This is a genomic window from Cryptosporangium minutisporangium (genome assembly GCF_039536245.1).
Taxonomy (GTDB): Bacteria; Actinomycetota; Actinomycetes; order Mycobacteriales; family Cryptosporangiaceae; genus Cryptosporangium; species Cryptosporangium minutisporangium.
The window spans coordinates 384,962-409,716 of sequence record NZ_BAAAYN010000017.1 but is presented as its reverse complement, the minus strand read 5'-3'; the positions used below and the strand labels follow the sequence as shown (position 1 = coordinate 409,716).

At 69.7% G+C, this 24,755-nt stretch carries 16 protein-coding genes; 11 read left to right on the top strand and 5 right to left on the bottom strand.

Annotated features, from left to right (window positions below; all coding sequences use genetic code 11):
- Positions 1-24 precede the first annotated feature (24 nt).
- From ABEB28_RS13620 to ABEB28_RS13600, 5 genes are all read left to right on the top strand, one after another.
- Positions 25-8,823: a toxin glutamine deamidase domain-containing protein gene (locus ABEB28_RS13620; protein ID WP_345728418.1), complete on the top strand. Its 8,799-nt coding sequence runs from the start codon at positions 25-27 to the stop codon at positions 8,821-8,823.
- Between the two features lie 46 nt (positions 8,824-8,869).
- Positions 8,870-9,004, top strand: a complete 135-nt coding sequence (locus ABEB28_RS13615; RefSeq protein WP_345728417.1) for a hypothetical protein — start codon at positions 8,870-8,872, stop codon at positions 9,002-9,004.
- Between the two features lie 190 nt (positions 9,005-9,194).
- Positions 9,195-12,023 carry a toxin glutamine deamidase domain-containing protein gene (locus ABEB28_RS13610; protein WP_345728416.1) on the top strand — a complete coding sequence of 943 codons (2,829 nt, stop codon included), beginning with the start codon at positions 9,195-9,197 and terminating at the stop codon, positions 12,021-12,023.
- A complete protein-coding gene (locus ABEB28_RS13605) occupies positions 12,020-12,763 on the top strand; it encodes a YwqJ-related putative deaminase (protein WP_345728415.1) in 744 nt (247 codons plus the stop codon). Before ABEB28_RS13610 ends, ABEB28_RS13605 begins: the two co-directional genes overlap by 4 nt.
- 37 nt (positions 12,764-12,800) lie before the next feature.
- Entirely contained in the window at positions 12,801-13,283 is a 483-nt protein-coding gene (locus ABEB28_RS13600; RefSeq protein ID WP_345728414.1) for an SUKH-3 domain-containing protein, read from the top strand.
- Between the two features lie 41 nt (positions 13,284-13,324).
- On the opposite strand, the gene ABEB28_RS13595 is transcribed toward ABEB28_RS13600, so the two are convergent.
- Positions 13,325-14,974 carry a right-handed parallel beta-helix repeat-containing protein gene (locus ABEB28_RS13595; RefSeq protein WP_345728413.1) on the bottom strand — a complete coding sequence of 550 codons (1,650 nt, stop codon included), beginning with the start codon at positions 14,972-14,974 and terminating at the stop codon, positions 13,325-13,327.
- Positions 14,975-15,066: 92 nt separating this feature from the next.
- Here ABEB28_RS13595 and ABEB28_RS13590 point away from each other — a divergent pair, with 92 nt between their 5' ends.
- The 3 genes from ABEB28_RS13590 to ABEB28_RS13580 are packed head-to-tail and all read left to right on the top strand — an operon-like array spanning position 15,067 to position 16,648.
- Positions 15,067-15,459, top strand: coding sequence for a YwqJ-related putative deaminase (locus tag ABEB28_RS13590; RefSeq protein ID WP_345728412.1), 393 nt, complete (start codon positions 15,067-15,069; stop codon positions 15,457-15,459).
- Positions 15,456-15,941 carry an SUKH-3 domain-containing protein gene (locus tag ABEB28_RS13585; RefSeq protein WP_345728411.1) on the top strand — a complete coding sequence of 162 codons (486 nt, stop codon included), beginning with the start codon at positions 15,456-15,458 and terminating at the stop codon, positions 15,939-15,941. The genes ABEB28_RS13590 and ABEB28_RS13585 overlap by 4 nt, the downstream gene beginning before the upstream one ends.
- Positions 15,938-16,648: a histidine phosphatase family protein gene (locus ABEB28_RS13580; protein ID WP_345728410.1), complete on the top strand. Its 711-nt coding sequence runs from the start codon at positions 15,938-15,940 to the stop codon at positions 16,646-16,648. The genes ABEB28_RS13585 and ABEB28_RS13580 overlap by 4 nt, the downstream gene beginning before the upstream one ends.
- Positions 16,649-16,971: 323 nt before the next feature.
- Here ABEB28_RS13580 and ABEB28_RS13575 read toward each other — a convergent pair whose 3' ends face one another.
- Positions 16,972-17,382 (bottom strand): hypothetical protein, encoded by a 411-nt coding sequence (locus ABEB28_RS13575; protein WP_345728409.1) that lies wholly within the window; start codon positions 17,380-17,382, stop codon positions 16,972-16,974.
- Between the two features lie 204 nt (positions 17,383-17,586).
- Between ABEB28_RS13575 and ABEB28_RS13570 the strand changes: the two genes are divergently transcribed.
- A complete protein-coding gene (locus ABEB28_RS13570; RefSeq protein ID WP_345728408.1) occupies positions 17,587-18,147 on the top strand; it encodes a hypothetical protein in 561 nt (186 codons plus the stop codon).
- Between the two features lie 96 nt (positions 18,148-18,243).
- On the opposite strand, the gene mycP is transcribed toward ABEB28_RS13570, so the two are convergent.
- On the bottom strand, positions 18,244-19,644 hold the full coding sequence (mycP, locus tag ABEB28_RS13565) for a type VII secretion-associated serine protease mycosin (protein ID WP_376981617.1): 1,401 nt from the start codon (positions 19,642-19,644) through the stop codon (positions 18,244-18,246).
- 214 nt (positions 19,645-19,858) lie between these two features.
- On the opposite strand from mycP, the gene idi reads away from it, so the two are divergent.
- Positions 19,859-20,413, top strand: a complete 555-nt coding sequence (idi, locus tag ABEB28_RS13560; protein ID WP_345728407.1) for an isopentenyl-diphosphate Delta-isomerase — start codon at positions 19,859-19,861, stop codon at positions 20,411-20,413.
- Positions 20,414-20,442: 29 nt separating this feature from the next.
- Here the strand turns inward: idi and ABEB28_RS13555 are convergent, their stop codons facing one another.
- Positions 20,443-21,366: an alpha/beta fold hydrolase gene (locus tag ABEB28_RS13555; protein WP_345728406.1), complete on the bottom strand. Its 924-nt coding sequence runs from the start codon at positions 21,364-21,366 to the stop codon at positions 20,443-20,445.
- Positions 21,367-21,621: 255 nt separating this feature from the next.
- On the opposite strand from ABEB28_RS13555, the gene ABEB28_RS13550 reads away from it, so the two are divergent.
- Positions 21,622-22,602: a WD40 repeat domain-containing protein gene (locus ABEB28_RS13550; protein ID WP_345728405.1), complete on the top strand. Its 981-nt coding sequence runs from the start codon at positions 21,622-21,624 to the stop codon at positions 22,600-22,602.
- Between the two features lie 103 nt (positions 22,603-22,705).
- Here the strand turns inward: ABEB28_RS13550 and acs are convergent, their stop codons facing one another.
- Complete coding sequence (gene acs, locus ABEB28_RS13545) at positions 22,706-24,679, bottom strand: acetate--CoA ligase (protein ID WP_345728404.1); 1,974 nt, start codon at positions 24,677-24,679, stop codon at positions 22,706-22,708.
- Positions 24,680-24,755 lie beyond the last annotated feature (76 nt).

The following is a 24,755-nucleotide window of genomic DNA, read 5'->3' as shown; positions in this document are numbered from 1 at the left end:
AATGACCGGAATCGAGCAGTAACGATGGCAGTCTGGAAGCCGGACTTCGGCGAATACGACTACGTCTGGGACTTCATCTGCGGGGTCTCCGCGGGTAACCCATGGCCGCGCGGCAACGAGGACGATCTCTGGGTCCTCGCCGCCGAGTGGGCCGAGGTCGCACAGGCGTTGAACGACGCCATCCAGGACGCCGGTCCGGTGGTCAACGATCTGGTGGCTGCGTGGGGCGGCGACTCCGGCTACGCGTTCCTCGGGCTGTGGGAGACGCTCGGCCAGTCGCCCGAAGCAGGGCTGAGCGCGGTTGCCGAGATGGCCAGCTCGCTCTCCACGGTGAGCGACAACGCGGCCATGGAGCTGCAGTACAACAAGTTGACGACGCTGATCACGGTGATCATCACGATCATCAGCGTGTTCACGGCGCTCGTCGCGGCGTTCTTCACCGGCGGCGGCTCGGCGGCCACGATCCAGCCGATCATGTTGGGCGGCCGAGCCGCGGTCCAGCAGTCGTTCCTGCAACTGCTGAAAAACCTGGCGCGCAAGGGCGTAGAGCGCGAACTCCGCAAGGAGCTGCTCAAGAAGGCAGCGAAGGACGCGCTGAAGAAGGCCGCGACCAAGGAAGGGCTCCGCAAGCTCGGCAAGGAAGCTGCGGAGGAACTCGCCGAGGAGCTGATCGAAGAGGTCGTGCTCGTCGACGGTCTGGCCCAGGTCATCCAGATGGTGTCCGGACGGCGGGCCAGTTGGGACGTCTCCAAGACGGCCGCCTCGGCGATCGGTGCGACGGTCGGCGTTCCGATCGGCATGGGGGTCGCGCCGGCGGTGCAGTGGGCGAAGCACCGGGTCGGACGCGGGGTGACGAGCCGGCTCTCCGAGGCCTCGATCGAGCGGATCAACCGGGGCATTGAGCGCGTCAACTCGCCGTCGACCCGCCTCGAAGGCCTCGGCAAACAGCTCGCCGCTACGCCCGGGCAGGCTCTGACGACCGGCCTGGTCAACAGCGTCACGTCACCGACGTCGAGCTGGATCGCGAACGGGCTGGTCTACGGCAACTGGGAGTACCCCGTCGGTTCGATGATGGACTCCGCGCTCGCCGGCGCCAGCCGAGCGAACACGATCTCACCTCCCCAACTGGCCGCCGCGACGCTCACCGGCGGTTCGACCGGATTCCGCGAAACCCTTCTCGGCTCCCATCCCGCGGCCGTGTCTTTCGACAGCTCCACCCCGGTATCGATCGCACCGGTGGGCCCGATCGACCCGGTCTCGGTGACCACCGGCGCACCCCTGGCCCCGACGGAGGCAGCCCCGCCGAGCGCAGTCGCCTCCCCGGGCCTGCCGGAAGCGGTCACCCCTGCGGGCGCGGCACCAGCCGTACCCGGCCAGCCAGAGTCCGCCCCCGTTGGCCCGGGGCTCGATCCGCCCCAAAGTGTGACCACCGCACCAGCCGCCACTGCTCCGACCACCGCGATCTCCGCAGCCCTCGCCCCGACGTCGTTCGCAGACCCGACAACAGCTCCCGCGTCACCATTGATGGCGGACATCGGTCCCTCGACTACAACCTTCCCACCTGATCCCACCGCACCACCCACTGCGGGCACGCTTCCGGTAGAAATCAACGGAACGCAATCGATCGCTGCGGCTACTGAAGAAGTCGGCCGTACTCCGTCAGTAGCCGCATCGATAGTGCCTCCGACAAGTACTGCGGGAAGCTCGACGACGACGCCGCCGCAGGCTGGTGTACCACTTGTCTCGGACAAGGGCACCATTGCAGGGCCGCCGATGTCCTCGGCCCCTAAACAGCTCTCCACGTCGGTGGGTCCTATGCCGATCGCTGGCGCCGCTGACTCTCTAGCTGCGCAAAGCAAAGAAACGTCGACTGCTCCGGTCCCCGCGACGAAGACTCAAGGCGACATCGAATCGTTCCCTGCCCGTGCTGATAGCAGCCCAGTTACTGTGACTCGAGGGGCGTTGTCACTTCCGATCGGGCCTTCGCCTGAGCGCGCGGCAGTCACCGCGCCTGTAGAGGCGGACAAGGTTCCGGCAGCGCCAGCGCGGGCTCCTAGTGCATCGAGTGGTTCGACCTCGCCAGATGGGACTCAGCTGCCGCCCCCGTTGCTTACTTCGAAGGGGCCGACAGCGAATGGCGCGAGCGCATACGACAGTCCGCTTACCAAGGTCGATTCCGATAGTGACTTAACGCGCCATGCGATCGAGGCCGCACGGGCATTGGCCGACCGGGTGGCGACCGAGGTCCAAGTTCAGAGATGGAGCCTGCGGAGGCAGAACAACAGATTGGTGTCGGCTGCTGGCGCCTTGATCACCAGCAATGGAGTCGTGCGTTCGCATACGAGCATGCGAGGCGGAGGGAAGCAGTCGCCGGCTTTCCACCCAGATATGCGAAACCTGCTCCGATCCATCAGATCCGACCTGTACGCATCCGGCGTTTCCCCCCGTGTGTGGCACGGGCAATGCGCCGAGGTTGCATTACTGTCGGACTTTCTCTACGACTTCGATAAGACGTACATCGGCCCGAGCGATGGTTTCCTTGATGCCGCGCGGGAGGTCCTCACAGGAGCAAAACTCGCCGTCGTAGAGATCAGTCTCGCGGGTACACACAGCACAAGCATGGAGCCATGTCGAACATGCTCGAAACTATTAGAGGTTTTCAACATTGAGCATGTTGACGCGGGCGCATCACCGAGAGGCGGCGCGCCGCCCCCGGTTCCGAGTCCATCCCATATAAGCGAGACGCCGGGTAGTGCGGATGGGCGGCCAACCGGGGAGCCGGGTGGGCTGGACATACCGGATCCGGCGGACCAGGACGCCCTGGAGCGTGCCGTTCCCATCGGCGTTGACGGCCGACCGATGCGGTTCCCGAATCCGCTGGGCCGGTGGCTCGGACTGGTCAACGACGGTGGCCCCGACGCCACCCCGTTCCGCGCCAACAACTGCCTCGACACCGGCCTGAGCTTCCTCGGCACCTGGCTCGGCAACCCCCAGGTTTCCGCCCCCCGCACTCGGGAGTTCACGGCGGCCGGCGAGCCTTCCACAGCGGGCGAAGCCAACGGTCGCGTGCGTGCCGAGGAGACCCTCGGCGCCACGTTCCAGCACCGGGGCAGCGTCTCCGGTCCCGCTTACAGCGCTATCGCCGACCAACTCCGCACCGTCGGGCACGGCTCGTCCGCGCTGATCATCACCAGTACTGCAGCCGATCACGGTGGCGGATCGCATGCCTGGAACGCGGTCAACCACAACGGCACGATCCACTGGATCGACGCGCAGCTCGGCACCGTCTCCACCGAGCCTCTGTACGACGACACGGTCGACGGTGTCTGGTCCATCGTCTTGGACCCGACTGGACAACCGGTGCGGCCGGGCGAGCCGCCGGCGGCGGCGCGCGGCGTCGCGTCCCCCGTAGTGGAGGAGCAGACGGGGCCGCACGGCGGGTCACCGACCATGCCGGCGGCGCAGTCGGTGGCGCGAACGAGCTTCGTGCCCAACGGGCGCGGTGGGCATCTGCCGGACCTCGTGCCCGGCGAGTTCCTCGCCGCGGCCGCGCAAGTACGGCCGCAAGACTTCGGGACCGGCCTTGTCTCCGCGATCGACGTCGGTGCGGATGCCGTCACCGTGCGGCTCACCGATGGCCGGTTGGAGCGCTTCGAGGTGCGGATCGGGGCTGACCTGCCGGACCTTGCCACCACGGTTGTTGATATCGATCGGAGCGTGGTCACGGTCGGTGCGCGGGTGGCACCGGACCAGCTCGCGCGCGTGTGGGTGCACGAGATCGCGACGACGCTGCAGGCGCAGCAGGCGGCCACTGGACCGATGGCCATGGGCGGGTTTTTCGACCGTGCGCGGCAACACGGGACCGTGCTTACCGGGAGGCCGATCGCGCGTCGCGTGGCCGTAGATCCGTTGCTAGAAGCGCGTCTCAGCGAGCGTCGGTACCTGATCCGGGCGTTGACCAACGCCGCCAGCGTGACGGCGTTCCACGTGCTGGCAGAAGAGCTGAGCGACCTCGACCAGCACCTGGCGAGCGTGGGCGTAGCGGTGCAGAACCTTCCGTCGCCGCCGGCGGAGCCGCCCGGTCTGCCGTACCTTTCCGAGGCGGACTACGCGTGGGCGGAGCCCTGGAGTGACGGGCTGGACGCTGACCCGACGCCACCCTGGCTGTTGGAGGGGCGTCCGCCGCTCTTAGACGACCTCGTGCCGCGGAGTGCGCTGGACGGTCGGCGGCTGCACGACGCGACCGCGTCTGCTGTGGAGTCGCGGCTCGTAGGACCGCGCTATGCGGGCTTCGGTGTGCAGCTGAGCCATGTCGAGACGGGGCCGGACTACCTGAACGTCCGTCTCGACGTGGTGGACTCGGTCGGACGGCGGGTCGGTATCGCGCACTTCACAGTCGGTCGGGACGCGGCCGGTCAGCTGTACGCGCAACTCGACCGGATCCGGATGAACGAGAACGTCCGCGGCGCGGGCTTCGCGACCGAGTTCACTCGGAGCTTGGAGCGCTGGTATGCCGAGTCGGGTGTGACGCGGATCGAACTGCGTGCGGTGGACGCCGGGGCGTACGCGTGGGCCCGTGCCAGCTTCTACTGGGCGTCGCCCGCTGCGGCCGAACCGGTGTTCCGCCGTCTGCACGCCGAGCGGGATCGTGCGGCGTCGCAGGCGGACCTCGTCCGGCGGTGGTTCGCGCGGCAGCCGGTTCCGCAGGCAGAGCTGGAGGCGGTCGCTGCGGCCTATCCCGGCGTCGAGCCTTCGGTCGTACTCGCGGATCTCGACTGGCAGCGAGGCGTCGCCGACCAGCTCCTGTACCGGGCGGAGACGTCGTGGTTCGGGACGCCCGGGTATCCGAGTCCGAACGAGATCGCGTTGGCGGGGCGGTCGGGGTTGGGTCGGAGTTGGGTGGGGCGGAGGACGCTGATCGGGGCGGATTGGCAGGGGGTGCGATGGCTCAGCGCTCCCACCACTCCAGCGGCGCCGGCAGGTTCAGCGTCGTCGGGTGCGTCGCCTCTACGGCCAGCGGAGATGATGCAGTCGGTTTCGCCAGCGGCCGTAGGGTCACGCGCCGCCACCTGGGCTGATCTAGGTTTCGCAAGCGCCGATGACGTACCTGAGAAAGATCGCATGGCAGTCCAGCGTGCGCTTCCGTTCACGCGAATGGTGAACCCGACTGACATTGCATTCACCCAGCGGTCCATCGGCAAGCGAACTAATGATCAAAAGACGATTGACGAGCTCGCCACGGCGATCGGGCGAGGGTGGCACGGCGGTCCGTTGCACGGGGTGTTATGGGCGGACGGCTCTCTCGTAAGTCTTGACAATCGCCGCCTCACTGCGGCGCGGCGTATTGGCAAGGGCGAGGTGCCCTTCGTTCCACATGCTCCTGGCGAACTACTTGAGGACTGGCCGGAGGACTGGCCGCTGGAACGCCGTGAATTTGCACGATTGCTCGCGGACATCCGAGAGCTTCCGGACGGCAACTGGGTGGTCGGGGGCGAACAAGGAAAGGTGGTCTATGCGGCAGGCGAGATGCCGAATACGTTCGGTGAGCTTGCGCTATTCCGAGCCGCGATGGGGCGCGATCTACTTCCTGGAAACCTCTTCGGGTCTACTACGTTACCGATTACGGTAACTAGCCCGAAGAAATCGGCTAAGCCTAAGATCGCGCAAGATGTGCGTGCAAAGATAGACGCTGCTATCGATGCTGCTGCTAGGTCAGCGCCAGCTATCGCCACAGACCTCGTCGAGATCAGCGCCGACGTGAACGAGGAGCTCGGTCTTGATGCGGTCGAGCTGGCCAGCCCATCCTGGAGAATCCGGGATCGCGACGCGCTTGCCCTAGAACATCTAGACGCTGATCGGTATCTCGCCTCTGGCGAAGCTCCGGAGAGTGATGGCGAGATACTTCGACTCTCAGTACAGCTTCCTGCTGACGAATCATATCTGGCAGCGACTCTCCTGCTTCTGAATCTCTTGGAAGGTCGCGGCTACGCAGTGGACCGCGTCCTAGATCTATGGCAGGCAGGGAATCTGCACCAGGAGCTCGTCGTGGTCTTGCGCTCCGCCCACCACGACCAGCCATTCGAGCTAGCTCTCGCCACCTATCGGTCGTTGAGCTCGGTGCGAGGTATAGCCGAGCTCGACCGGATATTGCAGGAGCCCAATGAGGCGGTCGCGCGAAAGATTCCTGCACTACTGCGGTTGATATGGATACAGAAGTCCACAGCTATCAGCCGAGACATGCTGGGACTGGCCGAGCCACCTCCAGCCCTCGCTTCAAGCTGGTCCATCGTGGACGACAGCCTCGCACGATGGCTATCGAAGCATCCCAAGCTACTTGCTGACTACGCTAAGTGGTTGACCTCGCAAGGCCTTGATATCGGAGATGTGGTGGCCGAGTTCGGGCTCGACGAGCAAGATCTGCCCGTACGGCCGGCCGTCTTGGAGGAGCTGACAGCTGATGACGCTGGCGTACTACGCGCTCTACAGGCGCAGCATCTCGGACCCGCGGGCGGTGGGGATCGCAGTGCTCGAGACAGCGACGTCCGACGCGCTCTTGTGGGACCACACGGAGAAGGCCTGGAGTTACGATCCGGCGGCGGCTCATCGAATCCTCTTCAACCGGAAGAACTTCGATCGGTTCCGCCCTCTGGACCGGGCGGAGGCGGAGCGGATTACACCGGGGATCACGGGGTCGGAACCGCTCCCGGACGAGGAGACGATCCACTGGCTGTTCCGGTGGAAGGGCGAACCACCGGGGCTGGATCCCTTGTAGAAGCCCCGTCCAGCGACAACGACTCCGCCTGGCAAGGCCCAGCCGGACCGTTCGCGCGAAGCACCCCGTCTCCGCCGCTGAACGAAACCCGCAGCATCCGTAAGCGGCGCCTGCAGCCACTCGAAGATCCCTCGTATCAAGCCGCAGTGCGCCAAGCGCTCGCCTCACCTGACGGGCACATCATCGGAGCGGATCCTCGCTGGCATCCATACGGGGCGCTGATCAACGACGGTGGCGTCGAGCGGCCGGACCGGGACAACAACTGTTTGGACTGCTCGCTGGCGGCGTTGTCGTCCTTCTACGGTCGGCCTGAAGTGTCGCTGCCGCGGTGGGCGGACGAAGTTCCGGCCGGCGAGAACCCGCAAGGCGAGCTACGGGGCATCAACCGCGCGATGTGGTGGCTGGGCGCGGAGACGTGGCTGAACCACGACGACCTGTCGGACATGGCGGATCGGTTCTGGGCGTTGCACGACAACGTCGCCGCGCTCGGGCCGGGCTCCGCTGCCCTGGTGGCCAACGTCTGGCAGGCCGCGGACAACGACGGGAACCTGTTGTTCGACGAGCACAACGAGCCGCTCTACGGCGATGCGCACGCCACGGTCGTGGTCTACCCGTTGGACGCGGACGGCCCTGTGTGGTGGGACCCGCAGGACGGGTCGACGTCCGATGGGCCGCCGGAGTGGCTGGTCTCCGACACGATTGAGCTCTCCTACATCACGGTAGAGCTGGACGGGAGGGTCAACGGTGCTGACGGAACCGTTGGACACGCGGGAAGCGGCACAGGCCTACCTGGATCGCGTGTTCCGTCCAGGGATGGAGTGGACCATGGTCCGCTTCGAGTACGGGTGGGTGATCAAGCCGATCCCGGTGACGGAGGAGCAGATCAGGCGAGCCCGGGAGCCGGGGCGGTCGACGTGGGTGCTGAACGCGAGCACCGGGCGGATCACCGGGCACGGACCGTTCCCCCCTCGGGTGGTCATCCAGCGGTACCTGGCGGCGATCGCGGAGGGACGCGAGCCGGTGGGAGCCCCGATCTATCCGAAGCCGCCACCGGAGGACCCGAAACCCAACGCGGAGACGCTCGCGCCGACGCCGTCGGACGGGTCGACGAAGATCTACTACTTCCTCAACCACTTTCAGGGCACGGAGAGGCCGGCTTCGGGCGTCACCGTGCTGGCGAGCGGGCCGCAGGGACACCGGTCGATGACGTTGGCGCTGCCGGAGAAGACCTGGCACTCCGACCCGATCACCTTCCTGGCGCAGGACCGATACCTGGGGATACTCCGACCGGTGGACCGGAGCGAGACGGAGCAGTTCCTGCGGATCCGGATGGCGGTGACGCTGCCCAGCGAAGCGGAATTCCTCGACCTCTACCGCCAGAGCACCACGGCGAAGTAACCGCCCCGGAGGTGTCTGCCCACCCAGAGGCGGTGCGGGCGGCCGTCGCCGCACACGACCTCACGTCCCCCGCGGACGTCGCGATCGTCGCCTCCGCCTACGACGTCGCCCTCCGCTGGACCGCCCCCTACCTGATCGCGGCCGTCGACCAGACGCTCGTCCAGCTGACCCCACAGGCCACCGGCGATCGCCGCTTCCTGTTCGTCACCGGCGACGACACCGTCCCGTGGATCGTCGGTCGCCTCGCCCCGGACTTCGCCCGCCGCCACGCGCTCTGGGTACACTGGCCGCCCACGCCGACCGGCTGGCAGCACCTCCGCACCCAGGACCCGGCCACGGTGGTCACCGACATCCCCGCCGGTCTGCCCACCGCGCGTCCGCTGCTGCCGCCCACCCCGGGCGGCTCACTGGTCAGCCGGATCCACGGACCGGCGTCGGCGGGCCCATTTTCCGCGGAGGTCGTCGACGCGGTGCGGACCGTGGCGCGCGCCGCGGTCGTCGAGGCCGTTCGAGCTGCGATGGACGCCGGGCCGCGGGCCGGTCGTGCCGCGGTGTATCGCGTGGCCGCTCAACTCGACCGGCATGCCGCCGGGGAGCCGCCCGACCCCGCCGAGGCCGCACTCACCTGGTGGCTCGGCCGGCCCGAGCTGTGAGGAGCCCGATGCACGAGGAGACCCGCCGTCGCATGCGCTCGCGGACTTGCACTACGAATGGTCGCGTCGGCACCACGCCGAGGCCGAGCTGCGGACCAACAGCGCCGACGACGAGTTCGTCCGCCGGGCCCGCGAGATCGAGGGGTACGACCCGGACACCGGTGAGTACCTGACGCGATGACGCTGGGTCAATGCGACGTTACGTAGAAGGGGTTTTGCTGGCTGGATCACAACAGTGGGCTCGCTTTCGATGGTTCCGCCGAGCGTGTCCGAGGACGTTCCGAACCGGGCGAAGGGCATAGAACCGGAAATTGAGGTTCCGCACGTCACGATGGCCGGACGGAGCGGCGGACGCCGCGTACCGTGTTCCCGTGGAATCCTCCGGTCTGGCGCTCCACGGTCTCCCGGAGCCGTCCCGCACGGCCACTGGGGCTAACGGTGGGGCCGGTCGTCACAGCGCTCCGATCGACGAGCCGACGAACGACGCGGTCCCCGGCGACGGCCCCGCACCCGACCCTGACTTGGAGCGGCTGGGCCCTCCGGACGACGACCCGGACGCGACCAGATGGTCGGCTGGCCCGGCGCTGCCCGCCAGTACCTCGAAGTCGTCCACGTCGGATGGTCCGGCGTCGCCGACCGACGTGCCGCAGGCGCTACTCCGCGGCCCGCAGCTCGAACTGGTGCGCGGTGCGCAGGACGGCCGGCCGGAGCGCTCGCGCTGGACCCGGTCCGAGTTCCTGCTGGCCGCCGACCCGGACGTCGAGGCCGGCCCGCCGACGCTTCAGAACATGCCCGCGCTGCCGGACGCGAGCGAGCGGATGAACGCCGACCGCCGCCGGCGCTTCGTCGACGAGCCGACGCAGCCGTACCAGATGCCGGACCCGGCCGACTTCGAACCCGGGCCCACCCCGCCGGAGCTGCTCACTCCTCCGGAATTCGTCAGCGCACCGGCCGACGCCGAACCCGCGTCGACTTCCGACGCGCGGCAGCCCGACCCGCTCGAGCCTGCGTCGGCGTCCGACGTGCGGCAGCTTGACCCACCGAAACCCGTGGCGGCTTCCGACCCGCCCAAGACCACGCCGGTGGACGACGTGCCGCTCGCGCTGGCGTTCTCGGTCGACGCGGACGAGATGCCCGCCGCGGTTTCTCCGGCGCCGACGGTCACCGAGGAGACCGCGCCCGCTCCAGTTTCCCCGGCGCCGACGGCCACCCAACCGGCCACGCCGACCCCGATCTCCCCGGCCCCGGCGGATGTGCAGCCGACGCCGCAACCGGTCGCGGAGCGGCGTCCGGATGAGCTTTTGGCGTTACCGGACGTCGCCATGGAACCGGCCGATCGTGATCCTGCGGGACCGTTCGGCGGTGCACGGGACTACCGGCAGGCGGTCGCCGACCGCCTGCCGCGGGCGATCCGGCTGCTGATGCCCCCGCCGGTCGCGCCACCGGACGCGCTGCACCGTACGCAGGCGATCGAGTCCGGTCGGCGACGCTCCGACGTGGAGCTGCAGGTGCAGGCCCATCGCGCCGGTCGGGAGGCGCTCGCCGCCGAAGCCCGAACCGCCGAGCTGAGCCGGCAGGCTGCCCTAGCCCGTGACCAGGCGTACGAGGCGCGGGCGACCTGGCAGTGGACCGCGCACCGGCGGGCCACGCTCGCCGAGGAACTGCAGCAGATCACGGCGGAAGCCAACACGGTCGCCGACGAGCAGCGACGCCTGTCCGAACAGGCCCGCGGCGCAATGCGGGACGTCGCGGCCTGGGACGCCTGGATCGGCCAGCTCCGGGAGGAGAGCGCCCGTCTCACCGTCGACGACCAATCCGCCGACGCCGAGGCCGCGCTCGCTCGCGCCGAGCAGGGGCAGCGGCAGGTCGAACAGCTCCGCGACTGGCTCGACCGGGCCGAGCAGCGGTTCCGGCAACTCGCCGCGCATCTCGACGGCCTGGCGGGGGAGCGCGACAAGCGGGTCAACGAGTCGGTGGAATTGGCCGCTCGGCAGCAGCTGCTCGTCGACCGGTACCAGCGGCTCGGCACCGAGGCCCAGCGAATGGATCGGGAAGCGGCGGTCTGCGCCGCCGAAGCGACCGGCTTACGTCTCGAGGGCCGGGAGCGGCTGATCGACCTGGTCGGGTTGCGGCCCGAGATGTGCCGCTGGGTGAACGGTGCCGCGGTGGCACTGGTCCGCGAGGGTGGCCGGCACGGCGCCGGACGCTACGAGATCCCCGCGGGTTACCGCCGACCGCTGCAGTCCGAACACGCGGCGCTGGAGCAGGTGCTGCCGCGCACCGAGGACGGGGCGTTCGAGGCAGCTCCGGAGCCGACGCCGGCCTGGCTGGCCCGGCTGAACGGCGTCGGGCCGTACGCGGACAACAGCCGCGCGCAGAACTGCGTCGACGCCACGCTGGCGTTCTACGACGTCTACCTGCGCGGGCGGCCGCGGGTCGCGGTGCCGCGGATCGTCGACGCCCACCGCAGCGGGACCACCCGGTTGCCGCTGCGGGGAGAGCCGACCGGACGGCGGCGGCTGGAAGACGCGCTGGGTGGGAACCTGCAGCTGCTGTTCCGCCAGGCAGAGCAGGTGCAGAGCCGGTTGGAGACCTACCAGGTGCACGCGGCGTTCGACACGGTCACCGACCAGCTGCGGCAGGCCGGGCACGGTGCGTTCGCGGTCCTGGTGACCGGCTGGCAGGACGGTGACGCGCGCACCACGGCCGCGGTGAACCACCGCGGTGCGGTGCGGTGGGTGGATCCGCAGCTGGGGACGGTGTCCGACGTCCCGCCGCCGACGGAGTGGGTGCGGACTCTCGAGGTGGTGATCGTGGACGGTGCCGCCCGGCCGGTGCCGCTTCCCGGGATGCCGCTGTCCCCATGGACGACGCGGACGGCGTCGACCGCTTACGCCACTGCGGTCACCGAACCGGCACCCGCGAACCTTTCCCCGCCCGCCGCGGCCGCCGGTCCGCCTCCGACGACCGCGCTACCCCTTCCCGCGGCCGATCCGACCCCGGCGGCCCCGGCGGCCCTGCCGCCGGCGGGACCGACACCGGCCTCCGCGGGCTCGTCGGTGGCGGCAGCCACCACGGTGCTCCCGGTCATCCCGGACGAGTTGCTCGCCGGACACCCGGTGAGCCCTGCCACCAGTGAACCCCCGGCCCAGCGAGAAAGCCCCGAGGTGCCCACCCGTCCGACCGGGGCGGCCCGATGACCGGCAGCGGCATCACGGCGAACGAAGCGCGGCGGATCGCCGCTCGCTGGGTCGCCGAGAGCAGCCCCGACTTGTCGCCCCAGCTCTACGAGTTCGACGCCGGTTTTGTCGTCTGGGGCGCCGGCGCCGAACCCCAACTCGGCGCCGGACGCGGGGTGATCGACCGGGAGACCGGCGAGCTCTCGGTCTGGCCGGCGTTGCCAGTGGAGGTCGTCGCGCAGCGCTACCGAGCGGCGCTGCCAGCACAGTCGGCGCTTCCGCTTCCCCGCCCGGACGGTGACCAACTGACCCAGGTCCGCCGTGACCTGGACCGGGTCGGCACCCCGGCGACGATCACCTACCTGCTGCTCGACGGTCCGCCGGTGACCGCTCGTAGTGTGAAGGGTGACTCGGCGCCCCAGCACCACCCGCTGGTCGAGGACGCCCTGCAGCGCCTTCCGGTGGAGTTCCGCGAGCGGGGCTACCAGCGCTGCTCCGAAGTGGTGGCGCTCTCGGTGGCGCTGTTGGCCGAGGACGCACGCCGAGCCGGCGTCGGCGCGCCACCCACGACCCTGGACGAGGCCCGGAAGCGGGTGTTCCGCGGCGCGGAGCTCGTCACCTACCGGGTACGTGAGCCGGCCGACCCGCAGGACGCCGTGGCGGGCGCTCCGTGCCTCTCCTGCCTGGCGATGCTCGCCTACTTCGGGTTCGACGTCGCGCCTCCCGAGGATTTCTGGGCGGAGACGGACCCGGACGCGTGAACGCCCCGCAGACCAACCCGAACACGGAGTACGACGCGTGAGCCGATTCCCCGCTGAGGTCGAGACCGTCCTCCGCGCCAGCGGCTGGAGCGAGGGGCGTCGGGTCCCCGAGGCCAGCGCGGAGGCGATCCGGATCGTCTGCGCACAGCCCGGTGCCGACGGGTCCCGGCACACCCCGTTCCCTGCAGCCGAGGCGGTGCTCGCGGAGTTCGGCGGCGTCTTCGTCCGGCAGGACGAGCCGGGCCGCGAACTTCGTCGCCGTCCGTTCGCGCTCGACCCGACGATGGCCGCCGCCACCGCCGCGACGCTCGCCGACCTCGGTCGGCTGCTCGGGGTGCGGCTGTTCCCGCTGGGCGTCGAGGGCGACGGCGACGCGGTGCTCACGATCGACGAGCAGGGCCGCGTCTTCGCGTTCGACCACGCGGGCGAGTGGTTCCTCGGCCCCACCATCGAGGCGGCGCTGACCACGCTGATCACCGGTGCGGCCCCACCGCGCGTCCGCGACGACGGCACTTGGTGACCGCGCGGCGGTGGGCCGCGCGTTAGCGGCCACCCGCGCCGCTAACGCGCGACCGCCGCCCGTACGTCGTCGGCGGTCAGTGACCGCAGCTCGTCCATGTTCGGCATGCGACCCAGCAACCGCAGCCGCTGCGACTGTGCCTTCCGCATGCCTTCGAACAGCTTGCGGGCCTCGCGCGCGTTGCCGAAGTTCTGGTCCCGCTCGATCGTGCTGAAGTGCTCCAACAACGCGGGCACAGCGTCCGTCGTCAACACGTAGTCCCCGGAGCCCACCATCCGACGCACGATCAGCGTCAACTCGTCCGGAGCGTAGTTACCGAACTCGATCGTCTTCACGAACCGGGACGCCAGACCCGGGTTGGCGTCGAGGAACTCCAGCATCTCGCCGGTGTAACCGGCGGCGATGACCGCGATCTCGTCGCGGTGGTCCTCCATCAGCTTGACCAGCGTGTCGATGGCCTCCTGGCCGAAGTCCCCACCGGCCGCGCCGGAGCGCGACAGCGTGTACGCCTCGTCGACGAAGAGCACGCCACCCTTCGCGGAATCGAACACCGCTGACGTCTTCTCCGCGGTGTGACCGATGTACTGACCGACCAGGTCCCGCCGGGACACCTCACGGAACGGACCGCCGGGCAGCACCCCGAGCGCCGCCAGGATCTGCCCGTAGAGCCGCGCCACGGTCGTCTTACCGGTTCCCGGGGCACCGGCGAAGATCAGGTGGTGGCTCATCGCGCCGACGGCCAGCCCTGCGCTGCGTCGCCACTCGTTGACCTGGATCTCGTCGATCAACGCCCGGACCTCGGCCTTCACACCTTCCAAGCCGACCATCGCGTCGAGTTCGGAGAGCAGTGTGTCCACCTGCGAGGTGTCGGCTTCCGCCGCGGAGCCGATTCCGACCGCAGCCGCGACCGGCGCCTCGGTGATGGTCGTCGTGGCGCCTTCGGCGACGAGGAGCGTTCCTTCGACCTTGCACGAATCGATCGCTCCACCGCAGCCGCGGTCGACGGTGATGCCCGCGGCGCCGACGTCGTGCACGTAACAACGCCGCAGCGTCGGCGCGCTGGCCTGCGTCACGGCCACGCCGGCGTCGCGGGTCGCCGAGATGTCGCAGCCCTCGAACGTCGGCCGCCCGGATTCGTAGACGTAGACGCCCCGGTACCCGCAGCGAACGATCGTGCAGTCGCGCAGCACCGGGTCGGCGCCGAGCCGCACCACGACCCCGTCGTCGGTGATGTCCTCGATCGTCGTGCCGGTGACCGTGCCGTCGGCGTCCTCGATCAGGAGGCCCTGCTGGGCGCCACTGATCGTGCAGTCGGTCATCGTCAGGTCGACCCGGTCCGACGCCCGGACACCCGGCCCGTACCCCGCCGACATCCGGCACCGCGTCAGCTGTAACCGGCCGCCCTCGGCCAGCACCGCCGGGGCGTCCCCGGCCCGCAGCGTCAGCCCGGTCAGCGTCGCCGATCCGTCGCGTGTCCGGATCAACGGCAGGTACCGGTCGGAGAAGGACAGCACGACCGAAGCACCCTCGGCGGCCACCACCGTCACGTCGGAATCAGCAAGCACAAGGTTCTCGGTGTACTCACCGGCCTCCACCGTGACCACCGCACCCGTGCTCGCGGCCGCAAGCGCCTCGCCGAGCGTCGGGTAGGCGCCGGGCCGACTCGTCGAGACCAACAGCGTGCGCGACATGGCGCTCCGAGAAGGTCGAGGATCAGTCATCCGACGATAACCCGGCAGGCGCGCACGGACCGCCGAAACAGCTGCCCGGTAGGGTCCACCGCATGCAGCCCGCTCCCCGTCCGCTTCCGATGACCGCGGGCGCGCTCATCGTCGATGGGATGGTGCACTCGCACACGTCGATCCGGGGTGACGTACCACCGAGCCTCCACCCGATCGTGGCGCGGATCCTGGACGGACTCCCGAACGAGCAACGCGAGCGCTACACCGGCTGGTGCGCCGAAGTCGCGCTGATCTCCGACCGCCTGCACGAGGCCGACAAAGCCGCCGGGCGGCCGATCACCGAGGACGAGGCCCGCGAAAAGCTTCGGGGCGGGCAGATCCACATCTCCCGCATCCGAGAGGACGGCGACCCGACACACGGTCAGTTCCAGCCGCCCTGCCGGTCGTGCGCCGTGCTCCTCGAGACGTTCGGCATCACCACGGTGACCGCATGAGCCGCTTCCCCGAAGAGGTCGAGAAGGTCCTGCGTGGGGCCGGTTGGTCGCCGGGCCGCAAGGACGTCCAGCGCGCCCGGCACTGGGGGCTGACGCTGAGCGCCTGGGCGTCGCCGGCTGGGCATCAGCACACGTTCTCGCCGAAAGCCTCCGCGGCGCTCGCGGAGTTCGGCGGGCTGGTGGTCGAGCAGTCCGGCCCCGGCGTCGACGTCGCCCGCACGCCGTTCGTCCTCGACCCGGAGCGTGCCCTGCCCACCTGGCTGACGCTGCGCGGACTCGGTGCGGTGCTGGGCTCAGGACTGTTCCCGCTGGGCATCGAGGACGACGGCGTCTCCGCGCTCGCGATCGACGGCACCGGCCGGGTGTTCGCCCTCGACCACACCGCGGAGTGGCTACTCGGCCGCACGATCGACGAGGCGCTCACCACGCTCGTCCTCGGGCGGCGTCCGGCGCGCGTACGAGTGGACGGATCGGTCGCATGAAAGGGTTCCCGGCTCCGGCCGTCGACGTGACCGAGCTGGTCGCGATCCGGCACGGGCAGAGCCTCTCCAACGAGATCCTGATCGCCGCGAACCAGGCCGGTGTCTCCGAGGTCACCGGCCTGCCCGCCCGCGACGCCGACGTGGACCTCTCCGAACGGGGCGAGCGGGAAGCGGCCGCGGTCGGACGCTGGGCCCAGGCCTTGAAGACCCCGCCCGACCTGGTCATCTCCTCGCCGTACCTGCGTGCGCGGCGCACCGCGGAGGCGGCCGTCACCGCGCTCGCCGCCGCCGGGCGCGCACCGGATTTCCTCCTCGACGACCGTGTCCGTGACCGCGAGATCGGCATCCTCACGCTGATGCCCGAGGCGGCCGTGAAGGCGACCTACCCCGAGGAGTACGCCCGCCGCGACGCCACCGGCTTCCTCTACTACCGCCCGCCCGGCGGCGAAGCGCACACCGACATGGCGATCCGGCTACGCAGCTTCCTCGCCGACCTGTCGGAGGTGGCCACCGGCCGGCGCGTGCTCGTGGTGGCGCACGACTCGGTCGTCGTCATGCTGCGATACATCATCGAAGGGCTGGTGGAGGCCGACGTCGCCGCGATCGCCGCCTCCGGCGGCATCCGCAACGCCTCGGTGACCCGCTGGGAGCGGCAGGGGTCGCGTCTCCGGCTGACCGCGTTCAACGACGTCCGTCACCTCGATTGATACGCCGTCCGGCGAACCACCGCAGGTATGCCCGCCCCTGCATCACTGGTAGCTGACGCGCCCCTCGCTCGGAGGTTCCTCCCCGCGCTGGTGTCCGGGGACGCGGCGTGACGTTGTCTTCCCCAAAAAACCCTGCCGGGGAGGCGCCCGGAGAGGTTGTCCTCCCGAGAATCGGTCGGGAGCGGTGCCCGGCGAGGTGTCTTCCCGAAAATCGGGGTGGTCGCCCTGCAACGTTCGGCGCACCGCCGCCGGGACTGGCTCGCGGGGAGTTCGGCTCTCCGCCGTCCGGGGGCTGACCTTTCGGGAGGACTGGGCGCCAGCGCTCAGGGGTGGACCAGTTGGTCGGCTTCGGCCCAGGTGGCGACCGGGCGGACCCAGTCCGGGGCGGGCTCCGCCTGCGGGCCGTAGAGGTACAGGTTCGGCACCAGGCCGCGTAACGCCCGGTGGACGTCGATCCGGTCATCGACGAAGTGTGTGATCGCTAGTTCCCGGCAATGGATCGCTTTGTCGGGCCGCTGCCGGCAGAAGCGAACGTTTCCTTCCGGCACACCGGTGCGTCGATAGAAATCGTGGTGTTCGAGCCATTGAAGCGTGCGCTGCTGTGTTTTCGGCCCACACTTGGAAACGATCCACACCCGCCCGTCGAAGCGTTCGACGATTCGCGGAAGGATCTCGAAGACGCCGATCGCGCCCGGCGTCGACATCGCTGCGTCCAAGCCACCGTGCAGGAACACGGTGTCCTCGTTGCCTGGTTGATCAGCGCCTCCGTTGATCACTCGTCCGAAATCGACGCCCAGTCGTGGTTCTCGATCTACCTTCTCCTTTGTTCGAATGCTCATTACTCCAGTGTGCGCCCAACGCAAGCGAATACCGCGGTAATGGCCTAGCCGCAGGTGGACGGGGTCGCGCGTACGTCGCATTTGGGTAGGCTGCGCGGTATGGCATTACCGGTAGCACGAACCCGGGACGAGGCTCATCTCTACATGGATATGCGGCCCTGCCCGAAGTGCGGTAAGAGCGATGTCCACTGGGACAGCGCGCTCACCTCGGACGAGGGGGCACCGGCGCGGCGTTACAGCGGCTCCTGCCCCGGGTGCCAGACGCCACGCGAGTTCATATTCCGCCTGCCCGAGCGGCCATTACTGCCGGGCCCCGGCGACGTGGTCCTGTTCGGTGGCGACGAGCCGTCGGAGCTGCTGGACGCGGGGGAGTGGCTCTACGTGGCCGACGTGTGTGCCCAGGCCGCCGCCGGAGGACCGGGGCGGGAGCCCGGCCCGGTGCTCAGCGCGGAGGCTCGCGAGTCGCTGATCGTCGCGGTGGCGGCGATGGACGAGGTACTCAAGTTCATCCCGCCGGAGAAGGACGAGGTGCCGCGCGCCGGCTTCTGGTCCGATCGGGGCCGGACGCTGCGGCAGACCGAGCCCGGCCGGTTCCGGCGTCGGCGGCTGCTGACGATCCGCAACACGTACCGCGATGCCCTGGCCCGCGCGGCGAGCTGACTCCGCTGCGGCGCCCACGCCACCGCCACGCGGCGTTGTCTTCCCGAAAACCCGCATCCCTGCCACGGCGCGAGGGGTCCCGAGAACAGGCCCGGGTTACCAGTGCGGTGGGGGCGGAGGGCTGCGGTCTTCGGGGGGCAGATCCCAGCCTTGGCGACCGGCCCGGGGCCGCTGGCCCATCAGCGCATAACCCACCACACCGACTCCGATCAGCAGCGCCACCGCAAGTGCCCCGCCGAGCAGCAGCGCGTGGGAGCGCAGCCGCTCGATCCGGGCGGCCAGCGGTGTCTCGGTCGGGGCGGCGGTGGCCGGTGCCGCCGGGCCGGGCGCCTGCACCGCGGATTGGTCGCTGGACGGCACGCTCGGCGTCGGGGTCACCGACGGAGCGCTCCCGCCCCGGTTGGTGGTGACCGAGGTCAGCAGCGGGTTCCGGCTGACCGGCGGCACCGCCTCGGTCAGCGCGGCCACCGGATCGACGATGCCGTACCCGTACTGGCTGTCGCGACCGGCCGGGCCTTCGTCGTCGGCCGTGCGGATCAATCGGTTGACGACGTTCGCGGCGGAGAGGTCCGGGTAACGCGAGCGGAGCAGTGCCGCCGTCGCGCTCACCATCGGCGCTCCGAAGCTGGTGCCCTGCACCCGCCAGTAGCCGTGGTCGATCCCCGCGGCGGTGAGCTCGGTCGACGGTGCGGCGAGCACGGTCTCGGGCCCCTGCAGCGAACCGGTCCAGAACGCGCCGGTGCGCACGACCCCGGAGACCGCGACGACGCCCGGCTGGCGCGCCGGGTGCCAGACCTTGGCGCCGCGGTCGTTGGAGGTGTTGCCGTCGCACGCCACCACGACGACGTCCTTCGAGAACGCGTAAGCGATCGCGTCGGTGAGGACCTTCGCGGTGTCGGCGCTGCCGAGCGACAGGTTGATCACCTCGACGCCGCGGTCGACCGCCCACCGCACCGCTTTCGCGATGGTGGCCGCCGAGTCGTATTCGTTGCGCGGGTCGAGGACTCGGATCGGCAGGATCTTGGTGCGGGGAGCCAGCCCGACCACGCCGTCCTCGTCGTTCCGGCCGGCGATGAACGCGGCGACCGCGGTGCCGTGCCCCACGACGTCGGTGCGTCCGTCGGTCGTACCGTCGACGAAGTCGGTACCGGGGAGCACCTGACCGACCAGGTCCGGGTGGGTGGCGTCGACGCCGGAGTCGATGACGGCGACCGTGACGTCCCGGCCGGTGGAGTAGTTCCACGCCGAGGTGGCCCGCAGGAACGACAGCTGCCACTGCTGGTCGCGGACGGTGTCGGCGGCGGCTGGAGCGGCGCCAGGAGCCAGCGTTCCGACGAGCGTCAGCATTGCGAGCAGGCCGGCGAGCAGCCGACCTCGGGACCGCCGGGCACGCCGCGGGGCGGGCTGCCGCCCTGCCGTCGGGTCGTGCACCGATCGCCGCCGTTCGCCCGAGCGGAGGGTGTCTCCGCTGATGACCATCGTGTCGTCGGTTGACACGGTACGGCGAAAACTCACCCCGTGCCTCGTCGGTCCCGAGAGGCGCTACCCGCCCAGGCCAGGCAGACTGGAGACAGATATGGGGCCAGCGTCGGGGATGGAAGAGGCTTTCTTGGTGTTCGCCGACACAGACAGGGCTGAACTGGACGCGACCTTGTGTGAGCAATCACATAACGACGTTCAGCCGCTCGGAGCTTCGATTTCATCCGACCAGGTGGCCGACGACGAGCTGATCGTGCTACTCGACGAGAGCGGACGCCCGATCGGGACCGCTCCGAAGCTGGCCAGCCACCACCGCAACACCCCGCTGCATGCTGCGTTCTCGAGCTACGTCTTCGACCGCTCCGGTCGGTTCCTGCTCACCCGGCGTGCGTTGTCGAAGAAGACGTGGCCCGGTGTCTGGACGAACTCCTGCTGCGGGCACCCGGCGCCGGGCGAGGAGCCGGTGGCCGCCGTGCAGCGTCGCCTGCAGCAGGAACTCGGGCTGAGCGTCGAGATCGCGGAGATCGTGCCGCTGCTGCCCGACTTCCGGTACCGCGCGGAGCTGGACGGTGTGGTCGAGAACGAGATCTGCCCGGTGTTCGGAGTCCGGGTCGACGCCGAGCCGGTCCCGAACCCGGACGAGGTCGAGGAGTACCGCTGGGTGGACTGGCCGCAGTTCACCGTCGAGGCCCTGGCTGGCCGGGCCGAGATCGGCCTCTCGCCGTGGGCGCTCCTTCAGCTCGCCGAGCTGGAAGACCACCCCGCGGTGGCCACCCTCCGCCGCTAGACCCGGCGACGAACTTCTGACTCACGACGCTAAGCGGATTTCGCCCAGCGCAGCAGCTCGCCGGTGACCAGCTCCGGCTGCTCGGCCTGAGGGAAGTGGCCGACGCCGTCCAGTACCTGCCACTCGTACCTGGCGGTGACGTACCGGCCGGAGCCCTGCGCGGTCCGGGGAAGCAAGTAGGCATCGTCGGCGCCGTGGAGTTGGAGTGTCGGCGCGGTGATCGGCGCCTGCATCAGCTTCGCGTACCGCCACCCGGTCGGGCGGGTCAGCGACCGGAGCGACCACCGGTAGTACTCCATCGCGCAGAACGCCGCCTGCGGAATCCGCATCGCTGTCCGGCAGGCCTGGGTGTACTCCGCGTAGTCGTCGGTCTGCTGCCAGCGCTGACCGGCCCACTTCTCGAACAACGTTCCGACGTAGGCCGCGTCGTTGGCGGTCACCCGGTGCTCGTAACGGGGGGTCTGGAACGCGAACAGCGTCCGGCTCGCGGCGAGCTGCCCGCGCGGATCGCTGGCGATCGCCGCCCGGAGCCGCAGCGGGTGCGGCGACCCGACGACGACCAGTCGACGCACCTGACGCGGGTGGAACGCGGCGGTGGCCCAGGCGAGCGATCCACCCCAGTCGTGCCCGACGAGCATCGCGTCCCGCTCGCCGAGCGCTCGGATCAACCCGCTGACGTCGCTGGCGAGCGTGAAGCCGTCATAGCCGCGGGGAGGCTTGTCGCTGGCGCCGTAGCCCCGCAGGTCGACCGCGACGACTCGGTAGCCGGCCCCGGCCAGTGGCTCGATCTGGTGTCTCCACGTCCACCAGTACTCGGGGAAGCCGTGCAGGAGCAGGATCAACGGTCCTGTTCCGGCCTCCACGACGTGGAATCTGCTGCCGTTGGCGCTGACGAAGCGGTGGCTCCACGGTCCGTCATGGAGAACGACCACATCGTCCGGCGGGTTGGCCATAGCGGCCAGCGTAGAGCGCCCGGGGAGGCTGCTGAGGGTCTCGACCCGCGCGTTACCGTCCGTAGGGGGTAGTGGCGCTAGGTCGTTGCACACAGTGACGGGTGTTCGTTCTCGATGTCGATCCGCGTGCATTCTCCGGCGAGGGGTTCGCCTGGGCGGATTTCTCGGTGCTCACAACCGCGCTGGCGTGCACGTTTCTCACGCTAACTGCGCTGACAGCCTCTACCCTGACGACCCGGGGAGAGGAAGGTTTCCGTGATCGACGTGTACGCGCCAGTTGAGGTTCCCCGGTGCCCGGACTGGACGATGTCGTGGGACGCCGACCCGCCGGGGAGGGCCGCCTTCGCCGTTGACGACGGCGAGCAGACGTTGTTGTTGGCAGCCGATGGGCGCCGGATCCGGATGGTGGGGGCGGAGCGCCTGGAGGACCCGGGGCAGCTGTCCCCGGACGGCACTCGCTTGGCGCTGGTCGTCGACCGGCCGGTGCCCACGGTCTCGGTGCTCGACCTGCGGGACGGTAGTCGTCGGGGGTTCCCCGCCACCGTCCGTGGGGCGGAGGTGCTGTCCTGGCTACCGAGCGGTAGACGGCTGCTCTACGGCAACGACGAAGGTATGTACCTGCTGGATCTGGAGACCGGGCGGAGTGACGCCTACGACCTCTCCGGCGAGGAGCCGCGCGAGGTCGCGGTGGCGCCGGAAGGGGCCCGGATCGCGGTCGACGTGGGGGCGTACGTCCGGATCGCTCCGCTCGCGGGTGGGCCGCCGGTTCGCGTTCCCCTGCCGGAGGACGCCGCGCTGGGGGCGCAGGGGTGGTCGCCGGACGGCCGGATGCTGGCGGTCGGGCGGGAGATCACGCCGTCCCGTGACCAGCGGGGTGGGTTCGACCTCGTCATCACCGCTCTCGACACCGAGCGTGGGTTCCGGCCCGCCGCGCAGGTGAGCGTCGTCGGGGTGGTTGCGGGTGCGTTCATCGGGTGGCGCTCGATGAACTCGATCCTGCTGCTCGAGCGTCGTTTCGAGGAGCCGTTCCGGCTCGTCGTGCGAGGGCTGGACGGCGCGGAGATCGAGACGCTCGCGCGGCTGCACGGGTCGGTGTGGGAGGTGCGCGCCGCCGCCGGACTGCTGGAGGTCGTGCGCCCGAACCTGGACGGCGACGTCGTCGACCTGGGTGTCCCGCCGCGCTGGCAACGCATGACCGGAGCGATGCGCGGAGCCTTCCGCAAAGAGCGCAGGTAGTCGGTCAGTCGGTGGCGGCGGCGCGCTGCCGGGCGTCCGCATGACGTAGTGCTTGAACGGCGAGCGGCCCCGGCGGGGAAGCCGGGGCCGCTCGGGACGTGTCTCAGTCCTCTTTGCCGGCGTTGCCGGCCAGGCCGGCGCTGATCATGTTCATCACGGTCGGGTCGGCCAGCGTCGTGACGTCGCCCATCGAGCGGTTCTCGGCGACGTCGCGCAGCAGGCGGCGCATGATCTTGCCCGAGCGCGTCTTGGGCAGCTCCGGCACCACCAGGATCTGCCGCGGCTTGGCGATCGGCCCGATCTCCCGCGCGACGTGCTGCCGTAGCTCGGTTGCGGTGTCGCCGCCCTCGGTCGCCTCGCCGCGCAGGATCACGAACGCGACGATGCCCTGACCGGTCGTCGGGTCGGTGGCACCCACCACCGCGGCCTCCGCCACCGACGGGTGGCTGACCAGCGCGGACTCCACCTCCGTCGTGGAGATGCGGTGACCGGACACGTTCATGACGTCGTCCACCCGGCCGAGCAGCCATAGGTCGCCGTCGTCGTCCTTCTTCGCCCCGTCGCCGGCGAAGTAGTACCCCTGCTCGGAGTAGCGCGACCAGTACGTGTCCTTGTACCGCTCGTCGTCGCCCCAGATGCCCCGCAGCATCGCCGGCCACGGCTCGGTGAGGACGAGATACCCGCCGCCCCCGTCCGGCACCGGCTTGCCGCTCTCGTCCACGACGTCCACCGAGATGCCCGGCAGCGCTCGCTGCGCGCTTCCCGGCTTGGTGGCCGTCACGCCGGGCAGCGGCGAGATCATGATCGCGCCGGTCTCCGTCTGCCACCAGGTGTCCACGATCGGGCACCGGTCGCCACCGATGTGGTGCCGGTACCACATCCAGGCCTCCGGGTTGATCGGCTCACCGACCGACCCGAGCAACCGCAATGACGACAGATCGAACTTCGCCGGGATGTCCGCGCCCCACTTCATGAACGTGCGGATCGTCGTCGGCGCGGTGTACAGGATCGTGACGCCGTACTTCTGGATGATCTCCCAGAACCGGCCCTGGTGCGGGGTGTCCGGCGTGCCCTCGTACATCACCTGCGTGACGCCGTTCGACAGCGGTCCGTAGACGATGTAGCTGTGTCCGGTGACCCAGCCGATGTCGGCGGCGCACCAGTAGACGTCGGTCTCCGGCTTCAGGTCGAACACCGCGTGGTGGGTCCAGGACGCCTGGGTGAGATAGCCGCCGCTGGTGTGGAGGATGCCCTTGGGACGTGCGGTGGTACCGGACGTGTAGAGGATGAACAGCGGGTTCTCGGCGTCGAACGTCGTGTACTCGTGCTCGGTCGGCTGCCGGTCGACGACGTCGTGCCACCAGACGTCGCGGCCCTCGGTCCACGGGACGTCCTCGTTGGTCCGCTTGACCACGAGGACCTTCTCCACCGCGGTGCCGGCGATCGCCTCGTCGGCCGCGGGCTTGAGCGCGCTCGGCTTGCCTCGGCGGTAGCCGCCGTCGGCGGTGATGACGACCTTGGCCTGGGCGTCGTCGATCCGGTTGCGGAGGCTGTCGGCGGAGAAGCCACCGAAGACGACGCTGTGCGCCGCGCCGAGCCGCGCGCAGGCCAGCATCGCGACCGCGGCCTCCGGGATCATCGGCAGGTAGATCATCACCCGGTCGCCGGGGCGCACGCCGAGTTCGTGCAGTGCGTTCGCCGCCTGGGAGACCAGCTTCTGCAGGTCGGCGTAGGTGATCGTGCGGGTGTCGCCGGGTTCGCCTTCCCAATGGATGGCGACCCGGTCGCCGTTGCCGGCCTCGACGTGCCGGTCGACGCAGTTGTAGGCGACGTTCAGCTTCCCGCCGACGAACCACTTGGCGAACGGCGGGGTCCACTCCAGCGCCGTGTGCCAGGGCTCGGCCCAGGACAACCGGCGTGCCTGGTTCTCCCAGAAGCCGATCCGGTCGTCGCGGGCTTCTTCGTAGGCGCTCGCGGGGACGTTGGCCGCCTCCGCGAACGCGGCCGGCGGCGGGAAGGTGCGCTCCTCCCGGAGCAAGTTCGAGAGCGTGGCCTCGGAAGAGGCTTCTTCGGTCATGTGCGGAACCTCCTCAGTGAATTCTTTTCGACCGGCACCTGCTGAGGTCGTTCGTCCTCTGCGCATGCCGGGGGTT

Coding starts and splice junctions, on each gene's coding strand:
- ABEB28_RS13580 (WP_345728410.1), top strand. CDS start 15,938: ATGAAAGGGTTCCCGGCTCCGGCCGTCGACGTGACCGAGCTGGTCGCG.
- ABEB28_RS13570 (WP_345728408.1), top strand. CDS start 17,587: ATGGCATTACCGGTAGCACGAACCCGGGACGAGGCTCATCTCTACATG.
- acs (WP_345728404.1), bottom strand. CDS start 24,679: ATGACCGAAGAAGCCTCTTCCGAGGCCACGCTCTCGAACTTGCTCCGG.
- ABEB28_RS13620 (WP_345728418.1), top strand. CDS start 25: ATGGCAGTCTGGAAGCCGGACTTCGGCGAATACGACTACGTCTGGGAC.
- ABEB28_RS13585 (WP_345728411.1), top strand. CDS start 15,456: ATGAGCCGCTTCCCCGAAGAGGTCGAGAAGGTCCTGCGTGGGGCCGGT.
- ABEB28_RS13605 (WP_345728415.1), top strand. CDS start 12,020: ATGACCGGCAGCGGCATCACGGCGAACGAAGCGCGGCGGATCGCCGCT.
- ABEB28_RS13555 (WP_345728406.1), bottom strand. CDS start 21,366: ATGGCCAACCCGCCGGACGATGTGGTCGTTCTCCATGACGGACCGTGG.
- ABEB28_RS13595 (WP_345728413.1), bottom strand. CDS start 14,974: ATGTCGCGCACGCTGTTGGTCTCGACGAGTCGGCCCGGCGCCTACCCG.
- ABEB28_RS13590 (WP_345728412.1), top strand. CDS start 15,067: ATGCAGCCCGCTCCCCGTCCGCTTCCGATGACCGCGGGCGCGCTCATC.